Annotated in this window: 18 protein-coding genes; 4 read left to right on the plus strand and 14 right to left on the minus strand. The window is 49.9% G+C overall.

Features of this window, described 5'->3' with window-relative positions:
• The 13 genes from AC2JF8_RS02245 to rpsU form a co-directional block, all read right to left on the minus strand.
• Positions 1-828: a hypothetical protein gene (locus AC2JF8_RS02245; RefSeq protein WP_500760689.1), complete on the minus strand. Its 828-nt coding sequence runs from the start codon at positions 826-828 to the stop codon at positions 1-3.
• A gap of 112 nt (positions 829-940) precedes the next feature.
• On the minus strand, positions 941-1,483 hold the full coding sequence (locus AC2JF8_RS02250) for a hypothetical protein (protein WP_500760692.1): 543 nt from the start codon (positions 1,481-1,483) through the stop codon (positions 941-943).
• Positions 1,484-1,633: 150 nt separating this feature from the next.
• Positions 1,634-2,500, minus strand: coding sequence for a helix-turn-helix domain-containing protein (locus tag AC2JF8_RS02255; RefSeq protein WP_500760695.1), 867 nt, complete (start codon positions 2,498-2,500; stop codon positions 1,634-1,636).
• A gap of 514 nt (positions 2,501-3,014) precedes the next feature.
• Positions 3,015-4,133 (minus strand): RNA polymerase sigma factor RpoD, encoded by a 1,119-nt coding sequence (gene rpoD / locus AC2JF8_RS02260; RefSeq protein WP_500728837.1) that lies wholly within the window; start codon positions 4,131-4,133, stop codon positions 3,015-3,017.
• Between the two features lie 13 nt (positions 4,134-4,146).
• Complete coding sequence (gene dnaG / locus AC2JF8_RS02265; RefSeq protein WP_500760698.1) at positions 4,147-5,961, minus strand: DNA primase; 1,815 nt, start codon at positions 5,959-5,961, stop codon at positions 4,147-4,149.
• A 22-nt stretch (positions 5,962-5,983) separates the two neighbouring features.
• Entirely contained in the window at positions 5,984-8,050 is a 2,067-nt protein-coding gene (glyS, locus tag AC2JF8_RS02270; RefSeq protein ID WP_500760700.1) for a glycine--tRNA ligase subunit beta, read from the minus strand.
• Entirely contained in the window at positions 8,043-8,960 is a 918-nt protein-coding gene (glyQ, locus tag AC2JF8_RS02275; RefSeq protein WP_500760703.1) for a glycine--tRNA ligase subunit alpha, read from the minus strand. The genes glyS and glyQ overlap by 8 nt, the downstream gene beginning before the upstream one ends.
• A gap of 240 nt (positions 8,961-9,200) precedes the next feature.
• Positions 9,201-9,956, minus strand: a complete 756-nt coding sequence (gene recO / locus AC2JF8_RS02280) for a DNA repair protein RecO (protein ID WP_500760706.1) — start codon at positions 9,954-9,956, stop codon at positions 9,201-9,203.
• A gap of 2 nt (positions 9,957-9,958) precedes the next feature.
• Positions 9,959-10,867: a GTPase Era gene (gene era / locus AC2JF8_RS02285; RefSeq protein ID WP_500760708.1), complete on the minus strand. Its 909-nt coding sequence runs from the start codon at positions 10,865-10,867 to the stop codon at positions 9,959-9,961.
• The gene (ybeY, locus tag AC2JF8_RS02290; protein ID WP_500760711.1) at positions 10,867-11,391 is read right to left on the minus strand and encodes an rRNA maturation RNase YbeY; all 525 of its coding nucleotides are present in this window, start codon (positions 11,389-11,391) and stop codon (positions 10,867-10,869) included. The genes era and ybeY overlap by 1 nt, the downstream gene beginning before the upstream one ends.
• Complete coding sequence (locus tag AC2JF8_RS02295) at positions 11,391-12,347, minus strand: PhoH family protein (RefSeq protein ID WP_500728844.1); 957 nt, start codon at positions 12,345-12,347, stop codon at positions 11,391-11,393. Before AC2JF8_RS02295 ends, ybeY begins: the two co-directional genes overlap by 1 nt.
• A 21-nt stretch (positions 12,348-12,368) precedes the next feature.
• Complete coding sequence (locus tag AC2JF8_RS02300) at positions 12,369-12,812, minus strand: GatB/YqeY domain-containing protein (RefSeq protein WP_500728845.1); 444 nt, start codon at positions 12,810-12,812, stop codon at positions 12,369-12,371.
• A gap of 140 nt (positions 12,813-12,952) precedes the next feature.
• Positions 12,953-13,129 carry a 30S ribosomal protein S21 gene (rpsU, locus tag AC2JF8_RS02305; RefSeq protein WP_046306945.1) on the minus strand — a complete coding sequence of 59 codons (177 nt, stop codon included), beginning with the start codon at positions 13,127-13,129 and terminating at the stop codon, positions 12,953-12,955.
• Positions 13,130-13,307: 178 nt separating this feature from the next.
• On the opposite strand from rpsU, the gene AC2JF8_RS02310 reads away from it, so the two are divergent.
• The 3 genes from AC2JF8_RS02310 to AC2JF8_RS02320 all read left to right on the plus strand — a co-directional run bounded on the left by AC2JF8_RS02310 (position 13,308) and on the right by AC2JF8_RS02320 (position 15,757).
• On the plus strand, positions 13,308-14,138 hold the full coding sequence (locus AC2JF8_RS02310) for a pyruvate, water dikinase regulatory protein (RefSeq protein ID WP_500760714.1): 831 nt from the start codon (positions 13,308-13,310) through the stop codon (positions 14,136-14,138).
• Between the two features lie 45 nt (positions 14,139-14,183).
• A complete protein-coding gene (gene msrA, locus AC2JF8_RS02315; RefSeq protein WP_500728847.1) occupies positions 14,184-14,726 on the plus strand; it encodes a peptide-methionine (S)-S-oxide reductase MsrA in 543 nt (180 codons plus the stop codon).
• Between the two features lie 152 nt (positions 14,727-14,878).
• Complete coding sequence (locus AC2JF8_RS02320; protein ID WP_500728848.1) at positions 14,879-15,757, plus strand: YitT family protein; 879 nt, start codon at positions 14,879-14,881, stop codon at positions 15,755-15,757.
• A gap of 298 nt (positions 15,758-16,055) precedes the next feature.
• Here the strand turns inward: AC2JF8_RS02320 and msrB are convergent, their stop codons facing one another.
• On the minus strand, positions 16,056-16,487 hold the full coding sequence (gene msrB, locus AC2JF8_RS02325) for a peptide-methionine (R)-S-oxide reductase MsrB (RefSeq protein WP_500760716.1): 432 nt from the start codon (positions 16,485-16,487) through the stop codon (positions 16,056-16,058).
• A 148-nt stretch (positions 16,488-16,635) separates the two neighbouring features.
• On the opposite strand from msrB, the gene AC2JF8_RS02330 reads away from it, so the two are divergent.
• On the plus strand, positions 16,636-17,826 hold the full coding sequence (locus tag AC2JF8_RS02330) for an aminotransferase class I/II-fold pyridoxal phosphate-dependent enzyme (protein WP_500760718.1): 1,191 nt from the start codon (positions 16,636-16,638) through the stop codon (positions 17,824-17,826).
• Positions 17,827-17,857 lie beyond the last annotated feature (31 nt).

Raw genomic sequence — 17,857 nt, forward strand, 5'->3', positions numbered from 1 at the left:
TTAGCCTAACCTCCTCTTCCGTTTATGCCAAAAACTAATTAAGCATGCGGCAACGGCGAGGTAAATAATGACGGCAACGACAAATGCAAAGGATGAACTAATTGGTGGAGCTTGACTCACAAACGTATATTGTCCCGGTGCAGTTAATGTATAGAAAAACCAGGAAAAAGCAAAAGTACGCCAAACCTGGCTGCTCATATCGCCCAACAAAGCTAGCAATACTAAAGCTAAGCCCACAATTGGACCGAGTGCCAAATAAAAGGCACTCCTTTGCACAAAAAGTCCAATACTAAAAGTTAACACGGCAAAGACGCCCCAACCGATAGCGGCCAAAATGATGTATACACACAGGTCAAATAATTCATTAGTTGAAAAGTAGCCTGGTCTATATCCAAAAGCTTCCATTTTGGGCAGTTTTTTAAAGACAAATGGATAATAAAACCAGTTAATTAATCCCAGTTGGTAAAGATTAGTTAGTAAAGATAAGGCAGCCCCTGCTAAAAAAGTTATGACAACCCCTTTCTTTATAAAAGACTTATAACCAATTCTCTGTTGAATTACACTAAACATATTGTTGTTCTTCAAATAAATGAAGGTATAAGCTCCTATAGTTGAAGCTAAAATCATCATGACAACTGATATAATGATGCTCTCATTACCTCCATTAGGTTGTAGTCCAAAAAACAAATGAACAGACACATTAGATGCTTTGCCAGTCCTCGGAAGAATTCCTTGAGAATCCTTGATACCAGTAAAAGCTTGCCAAGTAATCAAAAGGAGATACAGCATTACGGCAATAACAATGAATTTTTTGGTTCGCTTTAGCATTACTTTACCTTTCTTACAATAATAATGAATTACCTCTATATAATTAAATGACACACTTTAACAACAAAAGGGGAATATCTTCCCCTCAAGTAAAACACTAGGTACCAAAAAATTATTTATTATCTGCGCTAAAATGAAACTTAATACTAGAACCAATAGGATCAGCATAGCTAGTTCTTACACCACCATAATAGTGTAAACCAATCATTCCAGTGTTATTTCCTGCATGTGTTGTTTGATTTTTATACAATCCAGTAGTATCCGATCTATATGCACCTTTATTGTTTTGTAGACGTACTTTATAACCAAGTTCTGCAGTTTGAGCGTCACCATTAAATGAAGCATAATTATAATTGGTCCTCTTTATATTAGGATATTTCTTACTCATAACCCACTCACCCAATGGTTTCGTCTTCACACGTGTGACTGTCCAGGTGCCGCTAGCTCTCGTTTCTGGATTATCAGTGGTTTCTTCTGTATTGGTATTTGAATCATTAGATATATTCGTAGATACTTCAGTATTTTCTGCATTAGCGTTTGAATCACTAGGTGTATCTGCAGCTGCCGCAGCAATCGAAGTCCCGCCGACTGCTAATAGCATGCTGGCAGATAACATTACCTTGCCCCAAAAGTTATGTTTTAGTAATTTCATCATTTTACCTCCTAATAAAGCTAAATTAATAACAATATCCGTACAGATGTTAGTCAAGAGGCCTTTGTGCGGTACCGTCATCCTCTTGATAAGTTAAATATACTACTTGACAAAATAAAAACTTGCCGAATTCCCAAGTTAGGGAATTTATTTTTAGTAAAGCTGCTTGATTAGCGCTAGGTCATTGCGAAATTCTTGTTTGAGATGATCCATGCTAAGGGTATTTAGTCCCGAAGAGAGGCGTTTTAGCAGCGCAGCATTCCCCTTTTTGATATATTGCAGCAATCCCGCCAGAAATTGTATTTTCAGTTTTATTACCGGCTTAGAGTCGGGAAACTCTACCGTTCTTATTGCTTTAAGCAATTTTTGGGCATAAGCCAAATCCTTAGTCATTAGTGCATAATCTGCTTCAAGCAGGCTTTCCAATACATCGCTGTACCAACTATGTTCATCAAGCCGTTTTTCCTTAGCGAAGTCGATTAAATGAAAGGAAAACTTGTAAATACTCGTTGCATCGAGCAGTAAGGCCGTCTTGCCCAGAAGGTAGATGTTCTCATAGCTCCAATAGTTGTGGTCGGCAACAATATGAGCGAAATATAATTTGATCTTTGTCTGCGCACGCTTGGGCGAGAGCTTTTCACTAGTCAGCTTTTGGTAGTAATTGCAAGCTATTGCGGCTTTAAATAGTGCCTTTTTGCTGGCAGAATTTAGTTGATAAGACTTGCATGCTGCAAGGGCATAATTTTTTAGGTGGCTAACCTGCTTTTTGTTGTATGGATCCAGAATTTCTTGAATATTTAACTCTAAAACCGAAAAATCCTTTTGATTGATAAATTCCACCGGCTGAATGTGGTTTTTTGAAAGTAGCTGCAAGACTTTTTCCCATGCTAGGTCGCCGCTTCCGGTTTCCCAGCGCGCAAGTGCCGATTTAGAAACCACTCCCGTGGAAGCTTCAATCAGACTAATATTCATTTGTTTTCTAATCCGCCGAAATTTGGGACCATATTTTCCCTTGCACATTTAAAAATCCTCATTTCGCATACTGGTTAGCAAGATGTACTACCCTGTTGACGCAGCCTGGTTGCTTAAGCCAAAACATGATTAATTTACACTGTGTCTGGTTCCGACGTTACTCTGCATCACTATTTTTGGTCAATATCCAAAATATTAAATTAATAAAATCCATGCTAAATCTCCTCTGGTAGTTAATAAATATTGAAATACAATATTAGAAACACTTATTACATTTCTTTACTTAAACTTTAACACAAGTCTGCATTTAAAAGTGTGCCACCTTTGCACATTTATAGCAGTTTAAATTTATTGCAATTTGCAAATAATTTTAGCCCAACGGGAGGCGACTGAATTAGCAAACGGGTTAAAGGCGGAGGTGGAGGAATACCTGCCGTAGAATTTCGTCTTTTAAAGGCCTACCCTTGCGATTTAAACCCAAGCAAAAAGGACCAACCTGCACTTTCGTGTACAAGTTGGTCCTTTTTATGCGTATTTTGAATTTTAAATTACGGCAAGGAACTTAATCCAGGAAGTCCCGCAGCTGGTTCGACCGGCTCGGGTGCCGCAATTTGCGCAGCGCCTTGGCCTCAATCTGCCTGATCCGTTCGCGGGTCACGCCGAAGACCTTGCCAACTTCTTCCAGCGTGCGCGTGCGTCCGTCGTCCAGCCCGAAGCGCAGACGCAGGACATTTTCTTCCCGGTCGGTCAACGTGTCCAGGACCTCTTCGAGCTGCTCCTTGAGCATTTCGTATGAGGCGTGCTGCTCGGGACTCGTTGCGTCCTTGTCCTTGATGAAGTCACCCAGGTGGGAGTCGTCTTCCTCGCCTATGGGCGTCTCAAGCGAAACGGGCTCCTGGGCAATCTTCAGGATGTCGCGCACCTTAGACGTCGGCATGTCCATCTCGGCGCCAATTTCTTCCGGCGTTGGTTCCCGGCCCAGGTCCTGCAACAATTGCCGCTGAATCCTGATCAGCTTGTTGATGGTTTCAACCATGTGCACCGGGATCCGAATGGTCCGCGCCTGATCGGCAATGGCACGCGTGATGGCTTGACGAATCCACCAGGTGGCATATGTCGAGAACTTGAAGCCCAGACTGTAGTCGAACTTGTCAACGGCCTTCATGAGTCCCATGTTGCCCTCCTGGATAAGGTCCAAGAATGACATGCCGCGGCCGACATAGCGCTTGGCAATCGACACGACCAGCCGCAGGTTGGCTTCAGCCAGTTCCTGCTTGGCCTCCTCGTCGCCCTTTTCGATGCGCTTGGCGAGGGTTATCTCCTGGTCGGCCTTTAACAACGGGACCCGACCGATCTCCTTCAAATACATGCGCACGGGATCGTTCATCCGCACGCTGGACGGAGCCGACATGTCTTTTAATTCGGCCTTTTCAACGTCTTTTTGCTTTTTGAGCGCTAATTTTGAAGGCTCGCCCTTGTCATCAACGATGCTGATGCCGTTGTCCTCGAATTCCTGGACCAGCTGGTCGACGGCCTTGCCCTTCAACTCGTAGGGCTCAACCATGCGCGCAACAAATTCTTTTTCGGTAATTGCTTTGTCTTTTTTGACGTCCTTGACAACTTCTTTGACTAACTTATCCAGCGAAAGCACTTCGCCGTTAGTTTTCTTCTTTTCTGTCACTATAAGCCCCCCTTTAACCCTGAATTCTCTTTAACTGCAAAATCTTTTGTGTAATTGTAATGATTTCACTTGTATCCGTCTTTCTTTTCGCATCCTGCAATTCATTCATCAACTTCCGCAGCTGCTCGTTGACTTGCCGCAGTTCCAGTGCGTGCACTTGCTCATCAATTTCACGGTCAGAAAAATCCTGGGGCATGTCAGTCATTTCAGCATTTACTATTATACCTTGAAGTTCCGCAGGAATAAAATTTAAGAAACCACTGGTGCTTGGATTTTCTTTCCCTTCACTAAAATTTAACCATAGTTCCGCTAACTTTTGGTAATTCTGATCTGGAAACATAAACTTGCCGTCCAGCAAATAATTCCGCGCGTGTTCCGAGTGCATAAACAAGTATAACAGTCTTGTCTGCACCGGGTCCGTATTGACGCTGCCGGAGGGCGGCTCTTCTTCGGACTCAGGTGGGATATCGCCAGGCGCAAACGGCGCCGGCTCCCCCACTTGATTGCCTTTGTGCCGCTGGGCAGCGTTGAATTGCCGGCGGTAACGCAGAAGGTTAACCTTGAGCGCATCCCGCGACACGTTCTGTTCCCGGGCCACCCTGTCTACGTACAGATCCTGTTCGACCGGATTGGCCAGCTTGGCTATTTCCCTGATCGCCTCATCAAGGTAAGCCAGCTTCTCACGGTCATTGTCCAGGTTGTATTTTTGCGCCAGGCGCTTTAGGAAAAAGTCGGTCGGCGTCAGCGCACCCTTGACCTCGTCGCGGTACTTTGTGGCCCCGTACTTTTTAACGTACTCATCCGGATCCAGCTTCTCGGGCAGAACAACCACGCCGATGTTGAAGCCCCCGGCCTGGGCAAACATCTTTGCCGCCCGCTCTTCGGCGTGGACGCCCGGATCGTCACCGTCATAATTAATAACAATGTTTTTGGTAATCCGCCGGAGCAGGTATACCTGCTGGTCGGTCAGGCTCGTGCCCATCGAGGCAATTCCCGACGTGATCCCGGCTTTGTAGGCTGCAATCACGTCCATGTAGCCCTCGTACAGGATTAAGTGGCCTTCGGCGCGGGCCGCCTTCTTGGCCTCGGCAAAGTGAAAGAGCGTCTTAGACTTTTCAAAGATCTTTGTTTCGGGGCTGTTGACGTACTTGGCCTCTGTCTTCTCATTCGACAGCCGCCGGCCCGAAAATGCGATCACGTGGCCGCCCTCGCTATCGAGGGGGAACATCAGGCGGTCGCGAAAGCGGTCAAATATCTGACCGTCCCGCCCTTCGACAAACAACCCGCTGGCCCTGAGGTCTTCGTCCTTGTACTTGTGTTCGCGCATATAAGTCAAAAGCAGGTTGTTCTGGCGCGGCGCGTAGCCCAGGCGGAAGTGGTCGATGATGTCTTTGTCCAGACCCCGACTATGCGCGTAGTCGAGCCCGCGCCGGCCCGCGTTCGTTGAAACCAGCACCCGGTGGTAGAATGCGGCTGCTTCCTCGTTGATTTTAACTAGCACGTTCGTGTACTTGTTTTTTTGCTGCGTGAATTCCTTAATCTCAATGTGAGCAAATTCGGCGGCCTTCTGCACGCTTTCGGGAAAAGTCATGTTTTCCTTTTCCATCAAAAAGGTAAAAACGTTGCCGCCCTTGCCGCAGCCGAAACACTTGAAGAACTGCTTGCCCTCACTAACGGTAAAGGAGGGCGTCTTTTCCTGGTGGAAGGGACAAAGGCCGACGTAGTCCTTGCCCTTCTTCTCGAGTGCGACGTACTGGCTTATCACGTTGACGATATTAACGTTTTCGCGCACCTGGTCAATTGTTTCCTTAGGAATTAGTCCCGCCATTCTCTCACCTGCTTTTTTAGACTTATTTTGTCACTAGTTTGCTCAAGTCCCCTAAGCGGCTTGCCAGTCGTGCCACTGCGTTAAGCTGAGCGAGCCGGTTGTTGCGCAGGGCCTCATTCTTGTCCATGATCATGTTGGTTTCGAAGTAAAGGTTGACGACCGGCTGCAAATCGACAAAGCCATCGTAGAGCTCATTCAGATTGGTAACGTCCTGGAGGTTCTTAATGCCCGCATCCAGGTCGCTCTCGCTCGTATTCGTGAACAGGTCGGGGTTAACGGGGTCCTTGCCCTTGTACTTGGCCTTCTTCAAAATATTGTTGATGCGGATCAGGCTTTCGATTACCGGCTTGAACTTCTCGTCATCATGATGCAGCTGCAAGACTTTGGCCGCCGCCAGGATCTGAATCGGGTCCTGCTGACTTGAAGCAAGAACCGCATCAATGATGTCGTACTTAAAGTTGTTCTTCTGCAGGTACTGGTTGATCCGGTCCCGGATGAAAGCAGCGATTTCCTCGTCCTGCTCGCCCCTCTTCGGAAGTTTGGCCGGTGTCTGACCGCTGAGTGCAGTGATGATTTCCGGCAGCACCTCGTTAAAGGCCAGCGACCACTTTTGGTTAAGCAAAATGCGAACAATGCCGTAAGCGTAGCGGCGCAGCGCGTACGGGTCGTTCGACGAGCTCGGGATCATGCCGGCCGCAAAGAACGTGATGATTGTGTCCAGCTTGTCGGCAATAGACAACAGCGCCCCAACCGTTGATGCGGGCAGGTCGCCCTCTGATGTAGTCGGCATGTAGTGCTCCTTGATGGCAACCGCCACGTCTTCCTTTTCACCGGCAAGACGCGCGTAGTGCATGCCCATCACGCCCTGAAGCTCCGCGAATTCACCGACCATCTGGGTAACGAGGTCAAACTTGTACAGTTCGCTCGCCCGGTCAAAATCGGCAGTAGTCTCCTCGTCTAGGTTCCACTTTTTAGCCAGCAGGTCACCGATGATGCGGACACGCTGCATCTTTTCGGACATCGAGCCAATCTTGTCGTGGAAGGATACGTTGTCCAGTTTTTTGACGAAGTGACTCAGGGGGTACTTGCGGTCCTCATCATAGAAGAACTGGGCGTCGTCCAGGCGGGCCACCAGCACCTTTTCATTGCCGGCAACAACGTTCTCAAGGAAGTCCTTGTTGCCATTGCGCACGGCGATGAAGTGGTTGATCAGCTCCCCTTTTTGATCATAGACTTCGAAGTAGCGCTGGTTGTCCTTCATGGACGTGATCAAGACCTCCTGGGGCATCTGCAGGAATTTTTCATCGAAAGAGCCCGCAAACACGGTCGGGTATTCCACCAGGTTGGTCACTTCCTCAAGCAGGTTCTTGTCCAGCTTAATCGTCCAGTTGTTCTTCTTAACCAGCTTGTTCATCTGGTCGACGATCATTTCCTTGCGCTTGCTTGCGTCCACGATGACAAATTGATCGCGCAGCGCATCCTCGTAGTCCGCCGTATTGGCCAGGACCACGGCGTTGCCCAGGAAGCGGTGCCCGGCAGTTTTGCGCCCGGCCGTGACGTCCAGCGCCTTAACCGGAATAACGTCGCTGCCGTACAGCGACACGAGCCAGTGCACCGGCCGGACGAACTCAAAGTCATGCGAATCCCAGCGCATCTTGGTGGGGAAGGTCATTGCTTTGACAACGTCGCTCATCCCCAGCAGGATATCGCTCGCCTTCCTGCCCTCCTTTTGAACGTGCACGTAGGCGTACTCGGTGCCCTTTAACTCTTCAAAGTAAATGTCATCGGTCGTCATGCCCTGACCGCGGACAAACCCCTGGGCCGCCTTGGTCCAGTTCTTATCCTGGTCCAGCGCGATCTTCTTGGCCGGGCCCTTTTTGACCTCATCGATGTCGTCCTGCTTTTCAGCCAGGTTCTCGACGAGGATAGCGAGCCGCCGCGGCGTTGAGAAGGATTTAACGCCCTTGAATTTGAGCCCGTTTTCCTTTAAAAACTTTTTGGTCCGGTCAGCCAGCTGCTCCACGCTGCGCGTCACAACGTGTGCCGGCATCTCTTCTGTTCCGATTTCGAATAAATAATCTTTAGTCATTTTCAAGCCCCGCTTTCTTCTTCTCGGTGTTCTTTAACAGCGGAAAGCCCCTCTTTTCACGTTCCTCAACGTAGCAAACCGCCACTTTATGTGCCAGGCTTCTGATGCGTGCAAGGTAGCCCGCACGTTCCGTTACCGAAACCGCGCCGCGGGCGTCAAGCAGGTTGAAGGTGTGGGAACACTTCAGAATATAGTCATAGGCCGGCTGCACCAGGCTAAGACCGATAAGCTCCTTGGCTGTTCTTTCGTACGCGTCAAAAAATTTGATTAGGTCTTCCTGGTTGGACTTTTCAAAGGCATACTTGGAGTTTTCGTACTCGGCCTCCTTGAAGATGTCGCGGTAAGGAACGCCGCTGCCCCACTCCAGATCAAAAACAGAATTGACGTCCTGGATGTAGGAAGCAAGGCGCTCCACGCCGTATGTGATCTCACTCATGGTCGGCTTCACGTCCAATTCGCCAACCACCTGGAAGTAGGTAAACTGGCTGACCTCCATGCCGTCCAGCCAAACTTCCCAGCCGACACCGGCACAGCCCATTGAGGGGTTCTCCCAGTTATCTTCGACGAAGCGGATATCGTGCTCAAGCGCGTTGATGCCCAAAACCTGCAGGCTATCCAAATAATACTGCTGGATGTCCTCCGGGGCCGGCTTCATGACCACCTGAAACTGGTGGTGCTGAAACAGCCGGTTGGGGTTGTCACCGTAGCGGCCATCAGCCGGCCGCCGTGACGGCTCAACGTAGCACGCCTTCCAGGGCTCGGGGCCCACGGCCCGCAGGAAGGTGTAGGGGCTCATCGTGCCCGCGCCCTTTTCAACGTCATACGACGGCATAATCATGCAACCCTTGGAAGACCAAAATTCTTCCAGTTTAAAAATCATTTCTTGAATAGTTAATTTTTCCTTTGCCATTTTCTTCCTCCCTGCATCAGGCCATAAAAAAAGCCTATGCATCATTGCATAGGGACGAGGTTTAATCGCGGTTCCACCCTAATTCAGGGATATTTCCCTGCTCTCACTTTTGCTTGGCTAGGGGTGCCTTTTCCCAGGTGTCCTCGCACTATCCGACACTCGCTTGCTGGTACTTTTTAATTCCCCATCTTCGCCAAAATACACTGATATTTTACCATAATAACGCAGCAATCTAAAGTTTTACGCGAATAAATTCAGCTCATCCAAAAACTTCTTAGTCTTGAGGTTCAGGTCGATCGTCTCCTGGTAGATGCGGTCAATTGCCTTGCGCGTACTCTTCTTAACTGCCGGCGTAATTGCGATTGAACCGAGGCGCTCAAACGGAATGAGACCGATTGTCCGCAGCACCGCGGTTGCACGCGGCTCCAAGTGCAGCCGCCCAGGATCAATATAGAAGTGGTCGCTGCATAAAACGCCGCCGTGCCTAATCGAATAGTCAAAGTCGCCCCGGTCGCGGCCACAAACGAGGCAGTGACGCAGTTCAGGCTCTACCCCATAGGCCGCCAGCATCTGCATCTGCACAATCTGGGTGATCATTTCGGGATCTGCCCCGGCGTTGATTTTCTGGAGCGCAAACCGGGCCAAAGCCCCGTACTTGCCCAAATCTTGGTATTCAATGAAAGCGTGGTCAATCAGGTCCAAAACAAAGGACGCGTATGCATTCTTCGTCAGGTCCGTGAACACCCCATCCAGCTGCTTAACGTTCTTGTAGGTCCGCAGGTTGCTCAGGCCGTGGCCGCTCGTGTAAATTACGTAGGTGCCGTAGGAAAAATTAAGCAGGGCCGCGCCCAATTTTGACTTGGGCTTAAGTGCCCCGCGCGCGATCACCGTAATGATGCCGCTATTCTTGGTCAAGAGCTTGGCCAGCAAGTCGGCCTCCTGGTATTTTTGCCGCTTAAAGACGAGCCCCTGGACCTCCTTAAGTTCACGTGCCACTTCTAGGACAGGTCCTTCTTATTATAGCCAATCTGCTTCAAAAATACGGGGTCCGCGCGCCAGTTGCGCTGGACTTTGACCCAAAGCTTGAGGTTAACCTTCTCGCCCAAGAGGTCCTCGATCTGCTTGCGCGAATTAATGCCAATCTGCTTCAGCATCTTTGCGCCCTTGCCGATAATAATTCCCTTCTGGCCGGATTTTTCGACGTAAATGGTGGCCTCAACTTGCAGCTTACCCTTGACATGCTGGTTCATGCGCTCAACCCAAACGGCGGCCGCGTGTGGCACCTCTTCGGCGGTCAGTGCGAGAATTTGTTCGCGAATAAGCTCCGCAACCATGAAATACTCGGGCCGGTCGGTAATCTGGTCGGGCGCGTAAAATTCGGGCCCTTCAGGCAGCTCATCGTTTAAGAGCTGAATGAGGTCACTGACGCCAACGCCCTGGGTAGCAGAGATCGGCAAAAATTCCTGAAAGATGTCCATTTTTCTGTAGTCGGCGATTACCGGCAGCAGTTCATTCGGGTGCACCTGGTCAACCTTGTTGATCACGAGGTAGACGGGGACCTTGACCTGCCTGAGGAGGTCGGCGATGTACTCGTCCCCCTTGCCCGGCGCCGCAGGCTCAACCATAAACAAAATCAGGTCAACGTCGTTCAGGCTGGACAGACTGGCCTTGTCCATGTAGTTGTCGAGCTCGGCGTGCGGCTTAAAGATGCCGGGCGTGTCGACAAAGACCACCTGCATGTCTTCTGACGTGTAGATGCCAGAAATCTTGTTGCGCGTTGTCTGTGGTTTATTCGAAGTGATGGCCACCTTTTGACCAACGAGAAAGTTCATCAGCGTGGACTTGCCCACGTTGGGCCGGCCCAGCAGCGCAACAAACCCGGATTTGTGTTTTGTGTTTTCAGACATTATTTACCTCTGCCTTCATCTAGTTGTTCGGGGTATAGCGGCAACCCGTAGTCCTCTAGGACCTTGCCCTGAATTCCAAACATTTTCTTCGCCTCGGCCGGTTCGATATGGTCGTAGCCGTTGAGGTGCAAAAAGCCGTGCACCAGGGTGTAGCCGAATTCGCGCTTCCAGCCCGTGCCGTATTCTTCGCTGTGCTGCCTAATCACACTGGGACATAAAAAGAGGTCCCCGATATCTTCCTGAAAGTCGGCATCGCCAGTAAACGCGGCCAAGTCAAGTCCATCCGTGCCGTCCTCAATGGCAAATGAAATGACGTCGGTCGGGTGGTCTTGACCGCGAAATTTTTTGTTAAGCGCGTGGCTTGCATCAGCATCAACAAAGTTAATGCTCATTTCCAAATTGTTTTCTTTGCCGATTTCTTTTTTTGCAAGCAGCAGGAGCCGGGTAATCCAGTCCTGCCAGTCAAAATCTTGGCTCTGCAAGAAAGCAGCTTCATCGTTAAACGTGATATCAATCGGGGCCATTACTTGCGTTCTTCTTCCTTTTCATAAGCGGTGATGATTTTGGCAACTACCGGGTGACGCACCACGTCATTGGCGGAAAATTGAATAAACTTAATCTGTTCGATATCCCTCAGAATGCGCTGTGCGCTAATCAGCCCGCTGTGCTGGCGACCGGGCAGATCCACCTGAGTCATGTCGCCGTTGACGATCATTTTTGAATTGAAGCCCAGACGGGTCAAAAACATCTTCATCTGTGCATCCGTCGTGTTCTGGGCCTCATCCAGAATTACGAACGCCTCATCAAGCGTCCGGCCACGCATGTAAGCAAGCGGGGCAACCTCGATCACGCCCCGTTCCATCAGGTGGTCCGTCGTGTTGGTGCCCAAAATGGCGTTGAGGGAGTCATAAATTGGCCGCAGGTACGGGTCAACCTTTTCCTTCAGGTCCCCCGGCAAAAAGCCCAGCGACTCGCCCGCCTCAACGGCCGGACGGGTGAGCACGATCCGCGCAACCTCGCCGCGTTTGAAGGCGGCGATGGCACAGACCACGGCAATGAATGTCTTACCGGTTCCCGCAGGTCCGATTCCAAAGACGATGTCATTTTTCTCAATGGCCTCTACGTACTTCTTCTGCCCCATATTTTTGACCCTAACCGGCTTGCCTTTAGCATCCCGAATTAAAATCTTCTTGTAGAGGTCAGGAAAGTACTCCGTCGTGCCCTTGTCTGCCATCTTCATCGCACTGACTACGTCCGGGGCGCCAATATTAATATTGGCGCTGACCACGTTGTCGAGTGCCTGCAATACCGCTAGCACCTTGCTTGTCAGGCTGTCACTGCCGTCAATCACAATCTCGTTGCCGACATCGGTCACAGTGACGTCGTAGTTTTCGGCAATAAGGTTGAGGTTGCCGTCGTTGACACCCACTAATTTTTGGATGTTCTCAGGATTCCTAGGAATAAATTGGGTTTGGACCAAGTAAATGCTCCTTTTCTTCTCTTAATTAAGCCGGCTCTGCACCGCGCTCGAAGCAGCCTTGCCATCGGCTCTGCCCTTGATTTTAGGCATCAGCAGCTTCATTACCTTGCCGAAGTCGGACTTGCTGGTTACCCCAGCTTCGGCGATTGTTTCGGCGACAATCTTATCAAGTTCATCCGCAGACAGCTGTTTGGGCATGTAGCCTTCAACAACCGCTAGTTCCTGCCTGGTCTCGTCAATGAGGTCGGTGCGCTTGGCCTTGGTAAAATCGGCAAGCGATTCCTCACGCTGCTTCTTTTCCCGGTTGAGCACCGTCAGTTCTTCGTCTGCAGTCAATTCGTGGCCGACCTTAATCTTCTCGTTCATCAGGGCCGACTTGATCATCCGCACCGTGTTCAGCCGGATCTTGTCGTGAGCCTTCATGGCGTCTTTCATGTCCGCCGTAATCTGTTCTGCTAAACTCAAAATAACTCCTTCTTTCTAAAATAAAGCTAGGTAAATTATACCAAATCTAGCTGCCAGTATAAACTAAATAACCACTTTAAAAACCTGTTTACATTAAAAAAGCGACCCCTATCTTCAGATAAGAGCCGCTTTTCTAAAAACTAATAATGTTTGCGTTTGCGAGCTGCTTCAGATTTAAGCTTTCTACGAACACTTGGTTTTTCGTAGAATTCGCGCTTACGGTATTCTTGCAAAGTACCACTTCTGGAAACGGAACGTTTAAAACGACGAAGAGCATCATCAATAGACTCGTTTTCGTGAACGACTGTCTTGGCCATATGTGATCCCTCCTTCCATTTCTTGACGTTGCCGCCATGGATTTACTTAATTATACCAAACCATATTGAGCGGTCAATAAAAACTACAAAGTTTTTTCAAAATATTTTTAGTATAGTTGCGGTTAACCTGTTAATAGCCCCTACTAAATTGTATAATTAAATAAAAAAGGAGCTTAAAATGGTAGAAGAAACACCCAAAGTAGAAGTAAACATAATAATTATTTCCGATTCTGCGGGCGACACCGCCTTCAATAACGCGGTTGCAGGCGCCGCCCAGTTTCCGGACGCACAGATCAACTACAGGCGCTACCCCTTCATCTTTAACCTGGAAAAGCTAGACGAAACGCTCGCGGAAATTAGCAATTACCCCAACCTCGTCATTATCTACAGCCTGGCGAAGGACAGGATGCAGATTCCCGTCATCCGCTTTGCCCGTGAGCACCACGTTCAGAGCGTCGACATCCTTTCCCCCGTTACGGAAGCAATTCAGAACACGACCGGCATGAAGCCGCTGCAAAAGGTTGGCGCCCAGCACAGGATGAACCAGCAATACTTCGACCGCATCTCGGCCCTGGAATTTGCCGTGATGTACGACGACGGCAAGGACCCCAAGGGCTTTTTAGAAGCCGACGTTGTCCTGCTCGGGGTTTCGCGGACGTCCAAGACCCCGTTGTCGCTTTTTTTGGCCAACAAAAACATCAAGGTTGCAAACCTGCCGCTGGTCCCGGACACCCACATCCCCAAGGAAATCTACAAGATTGACCCCCAAAAAATCATCGGCCTGACCAATGACCTGTCCGTTCTTAATGAGTTCAGGCGGGAGCGGATGATCTCCTACGGCCTGAACCCGGATACCACGTATTCCAATACCGATGCAATCAAGAAGGAACTTGATTCTGCCCAAAAATTATATGACCAGTTGGGCTGCTTCGTGGTCAACGTGGCCCACCGCTCAATCGAGGAAACGGCTGCCCTGATCATGGACCACCTCGGCATCGAGGACCAGTAGAACACTTACTTAAACTTATATCGCTATTGCCCAGGAGGTAATGAAATGACGGATAAACAAACAAATACTAATTTAGACACGGCCATCTTTGCCGGTGGCTGCTTCTGGTGCATGGTCCAGCCCTTCGACACGCTGCCTGGCATTGAGGCAGTCGTATCCGGCTATACCGGCGGCCACGTCCCCAACCCCACCTATGAACAGGTCGCAAGCGGTGTAACGGGTCACGCCGAAGCCGTTGAAATCACCTACGATCCCCAGGTCATGCCCTATTCCAAGCTTTTAGACTACTACTGGCAGGTAACTGATCCCACCGATGCCGGCGGGCAGTTCCAGGACCGCGGCGATAGCTACCGGCCCGTGATTTTTTATAACTCGCCCGCACAGAAGGCTGCAGCCGAAAAGTCGAAACAGGACCTGGCCACAAGCGGCAAGTTCGACCAACCGCTTGTGACGGCAATTGAGCCGGCCCAGCCCTTTTACCCGGCCGAAGACTATCACCAGGACTTCTACAAGAAGAACCCCGGCCGCTACGAGTTGGAAGAATCCGGTGGACGGGCGGCGTTTATCAAGCGGAACTGGCATAAGTAGCAAATTGAAGATCAAAAACATTAGGCAACCGCATAAAGCACGGTTGTTTTTTACACTCGCGTTAAAAAAGCAATTTAATGTTGGTTCTGTCCCCATTGTTTGGTAAACTAACTGGGTTTAGTGGTTAGAACTTCACAAAGGACTAAAAATAAATGGATCAACTTGATAAATTTAACCGGCGCTACAGCCTGCTTTCTAAAATTTCTGCGTCGTTTTTCTACTCGCTTGCGGTCGCCGTTGCGCTCAACTTTTTCTGGGAACCCGGCCACATGTATTCATCCGGCGTTACGGGCTTTGCGCAGTTGATTAGCACCCTGAGCCGGCGCTTTTTGCCCTTTACCCTGAGCACCTCGGTAATGTACTTTGCCCTCAACCTGCCCCTGCTGCTGCTGGCGTGGTTCAAGATTGGGCACAAGTTTACCTTTTTTACCATCATCACCGTCATCTTAGGCTCCTTCATGATGCGGGCGATTCAACCCATCAACATGCACGTAGATCCCCTCGTCTGTGCCATCTTCGGGGGGATGATCAACGGCCTCGGTACCGGCTTTGCACTCAAAAACGGTATTTCCACCGGTGGGCTCGACATCATCGGAATCGTCATTCAGAAGAAGACGGGAACGAGCTACGGCAAAATCAGCATACTAATTAACATAGTGATTATCGCTGCGGCCGGCTTCACCTTCGGCTGGAAGCCGGCGCTGTATTCCGCCTTAACCATCTTCATCAACGGCCGGGTGATTGACGCAACCTACACCCAGCACCAAAAGCTGCAGGTGACGATTATTACGGAGCAGCCGCAGGCCATCATCGATGGCATCCAGGAAAAAATGCACCGCGGCATCACGATCTTCCACGATGTCGAGGGGGCCTACAGCCACATTGAGAAAAAGGTCCTAATTACCGTCATTGACCGCTACGACATGTACGACATCCTGCAGATTGTCAAAAAAAGCGACCCCTACGCCTTCATGAGCGTTACCGAGGTCGAACGGGTATACGGCAGTTTCAAGGAACAGAAAATCGTCTAACCCAAAAGGGCTGTACTACGCAGAAAAAGTGCAGCCGCGCTAATTTATTGCCTTTAACCAGAGGACGGGCCCACGGCATCAAAAGCAGGGTCCGCCCTCTTAACTTGGTCTCAATCCTTAACAGCTAGCTGCTTGGTCTTGGCAAAGATAGTCGCGTTGCCAGATTGTCCCCCTAGTGGGAAACCGCAACGCAATGCACCGGCATGCGCGTCCCTTTGAACCTCCAGCAAACTAACGCGTGCCCAAAACAAAAAGCAGGCTTGTCTGCCTGCTCTAAGATTTGACCAATTCAGTAACGCTATTCAAACAGTTGCCTGTAGTCGCCGTAGCCCTCTTCTTCCAGATGATCATACGGAATAAATTCCAAAGAGGAGGAATTGATGCAGTACCGCAGTCCACCCTTCTCAACCGGTCCGTCGTTAAAGACGTGCCCCAAGTGCGAGTCCGCTTCCGGGCTCTTTACCTCCGTGCGTTCCATGTTGTGGGACTGGTCGCGGTGGTAGGTCAACTTCTTAATCGGCTTGGTGAAGCTGGGCCAGCCGCACCCCGCATCATACTTGTCCGTGCTCGAGAAGAGCGGCGCGCCCGATACGACGTCGACGTAAATCCCCTTTTTGTCAAAGTTATCGTACTTGCCCGCAAACGGCATATCGGTTGCGGCGTGCTGGGTGACTTCAAACTGCTCCTTAGATAAATTCTTCAATCGTTCGTTTTTCTGTGTTTGTTCCATAATTTTTCACCATCCCGACCTAACTATAGCAAACTTTGCCCGCTAGCTGCGCGCATAAGCTTGACGAATTTACATTATCTTAAAACAAGCGCCGCCGCAACTGCGTTATAATTATTTTTTAGATTAATTTTAGAAAGGTAACTTATCTATGCCACATTTAGCTGAAAATTTATCCGCAACCGTCAACACGAGGATCAAGCGTTTGCCCTCTTCTCAAATCCGCTCGTTTACTAAAAAAATCGCTCAGATTCCCGGGATGATCCCTCTGACCGTTGGCGAACCCGATCTGAATACGCCTGTGCACATCAAGCAGGCGGCGATTAGAGACATTGAAGCGGACGATTCGCATTACGCACCCGATTCCGGAACACGGGCGTGCCTGAATTCCATTAGCAGCTACTTGAGCAAAAGCCTCGGCGTCTATTATGATCCGAAGAGCGAGCTCTGCACCACCGTCGGGGTGACCCAGGCACTGAACGTTGCCTGCATGGCACTCATCAACCCGGGTGACAAGATTATCGTTCCGACCCCCGTCTGGGAGGTCTACTTTGGCATCATTGAGATGGCCGGCGGGGTGCCCGTTCAGGTCGACACGTCCGCGGACAACTTCATCCTGACCGCTAACAACCTGACCAACGCGCTTAAAAACGAGGGCAAGGGGGCCAAGGCCGTGATTCTGACTGACCCGTCCAACCCGACCGGCCGGGTATACGCACCAAAGGAACTGGAGAGCCTGGCAGCCGTGATCGCAGACAACAACTTATACGCGGTCAGCGATGAAATATACGCGGAGCTCATTTACGGCAGCAAAACGCACAGTTCATTGACGCAGATCATTCCGGAGCGCACGCTCCTTTTGTCGGGACTTTCAAAGAGTTTTGCAATGACCGGCTGGCGCATCGGCTACATCGCCGGCCCCCAAGAAATTATGAAGACGATTGTTAAGATTAACTCCTTTTTAATCACGTCCGTCACCAACAACGTCCAGGCCGCAGCGGCTGAAGCGTTAACGAATGGCCAGGAAGACTACGTCCAGGTGCGCGCAATCTACGAAAAGCGCATGCACATCGTTCAGGAGGGCCTGGAACAAAACGGCTTTACCATGGCCGCGCCCGAGGGTGCTTTCTACGTCTTTGCCAAAATTCCGAGCAGCTTTGGCGAAGACGACGTTGCGTTTGCAAGCGACTTGGCGCGTGAAGCCAAGGTGGGCGTTGTCCCGGGCAGCTACTTCGGCAAGGGCGGCGAAGGCTTTGTGCGGCTGTCCTACGCCTCATCAGAAGAAAGCCTAAGGACGGCAATTGCCCGAATCACAGCCTACGTTGACAAAACTTTGCGTTAGCCCAATGCTTATTAGTTGGGATTACGCCTCC

It is taken from the genome of Lactobacillus sp. CA30L (genome assembly GCF_059900845.1).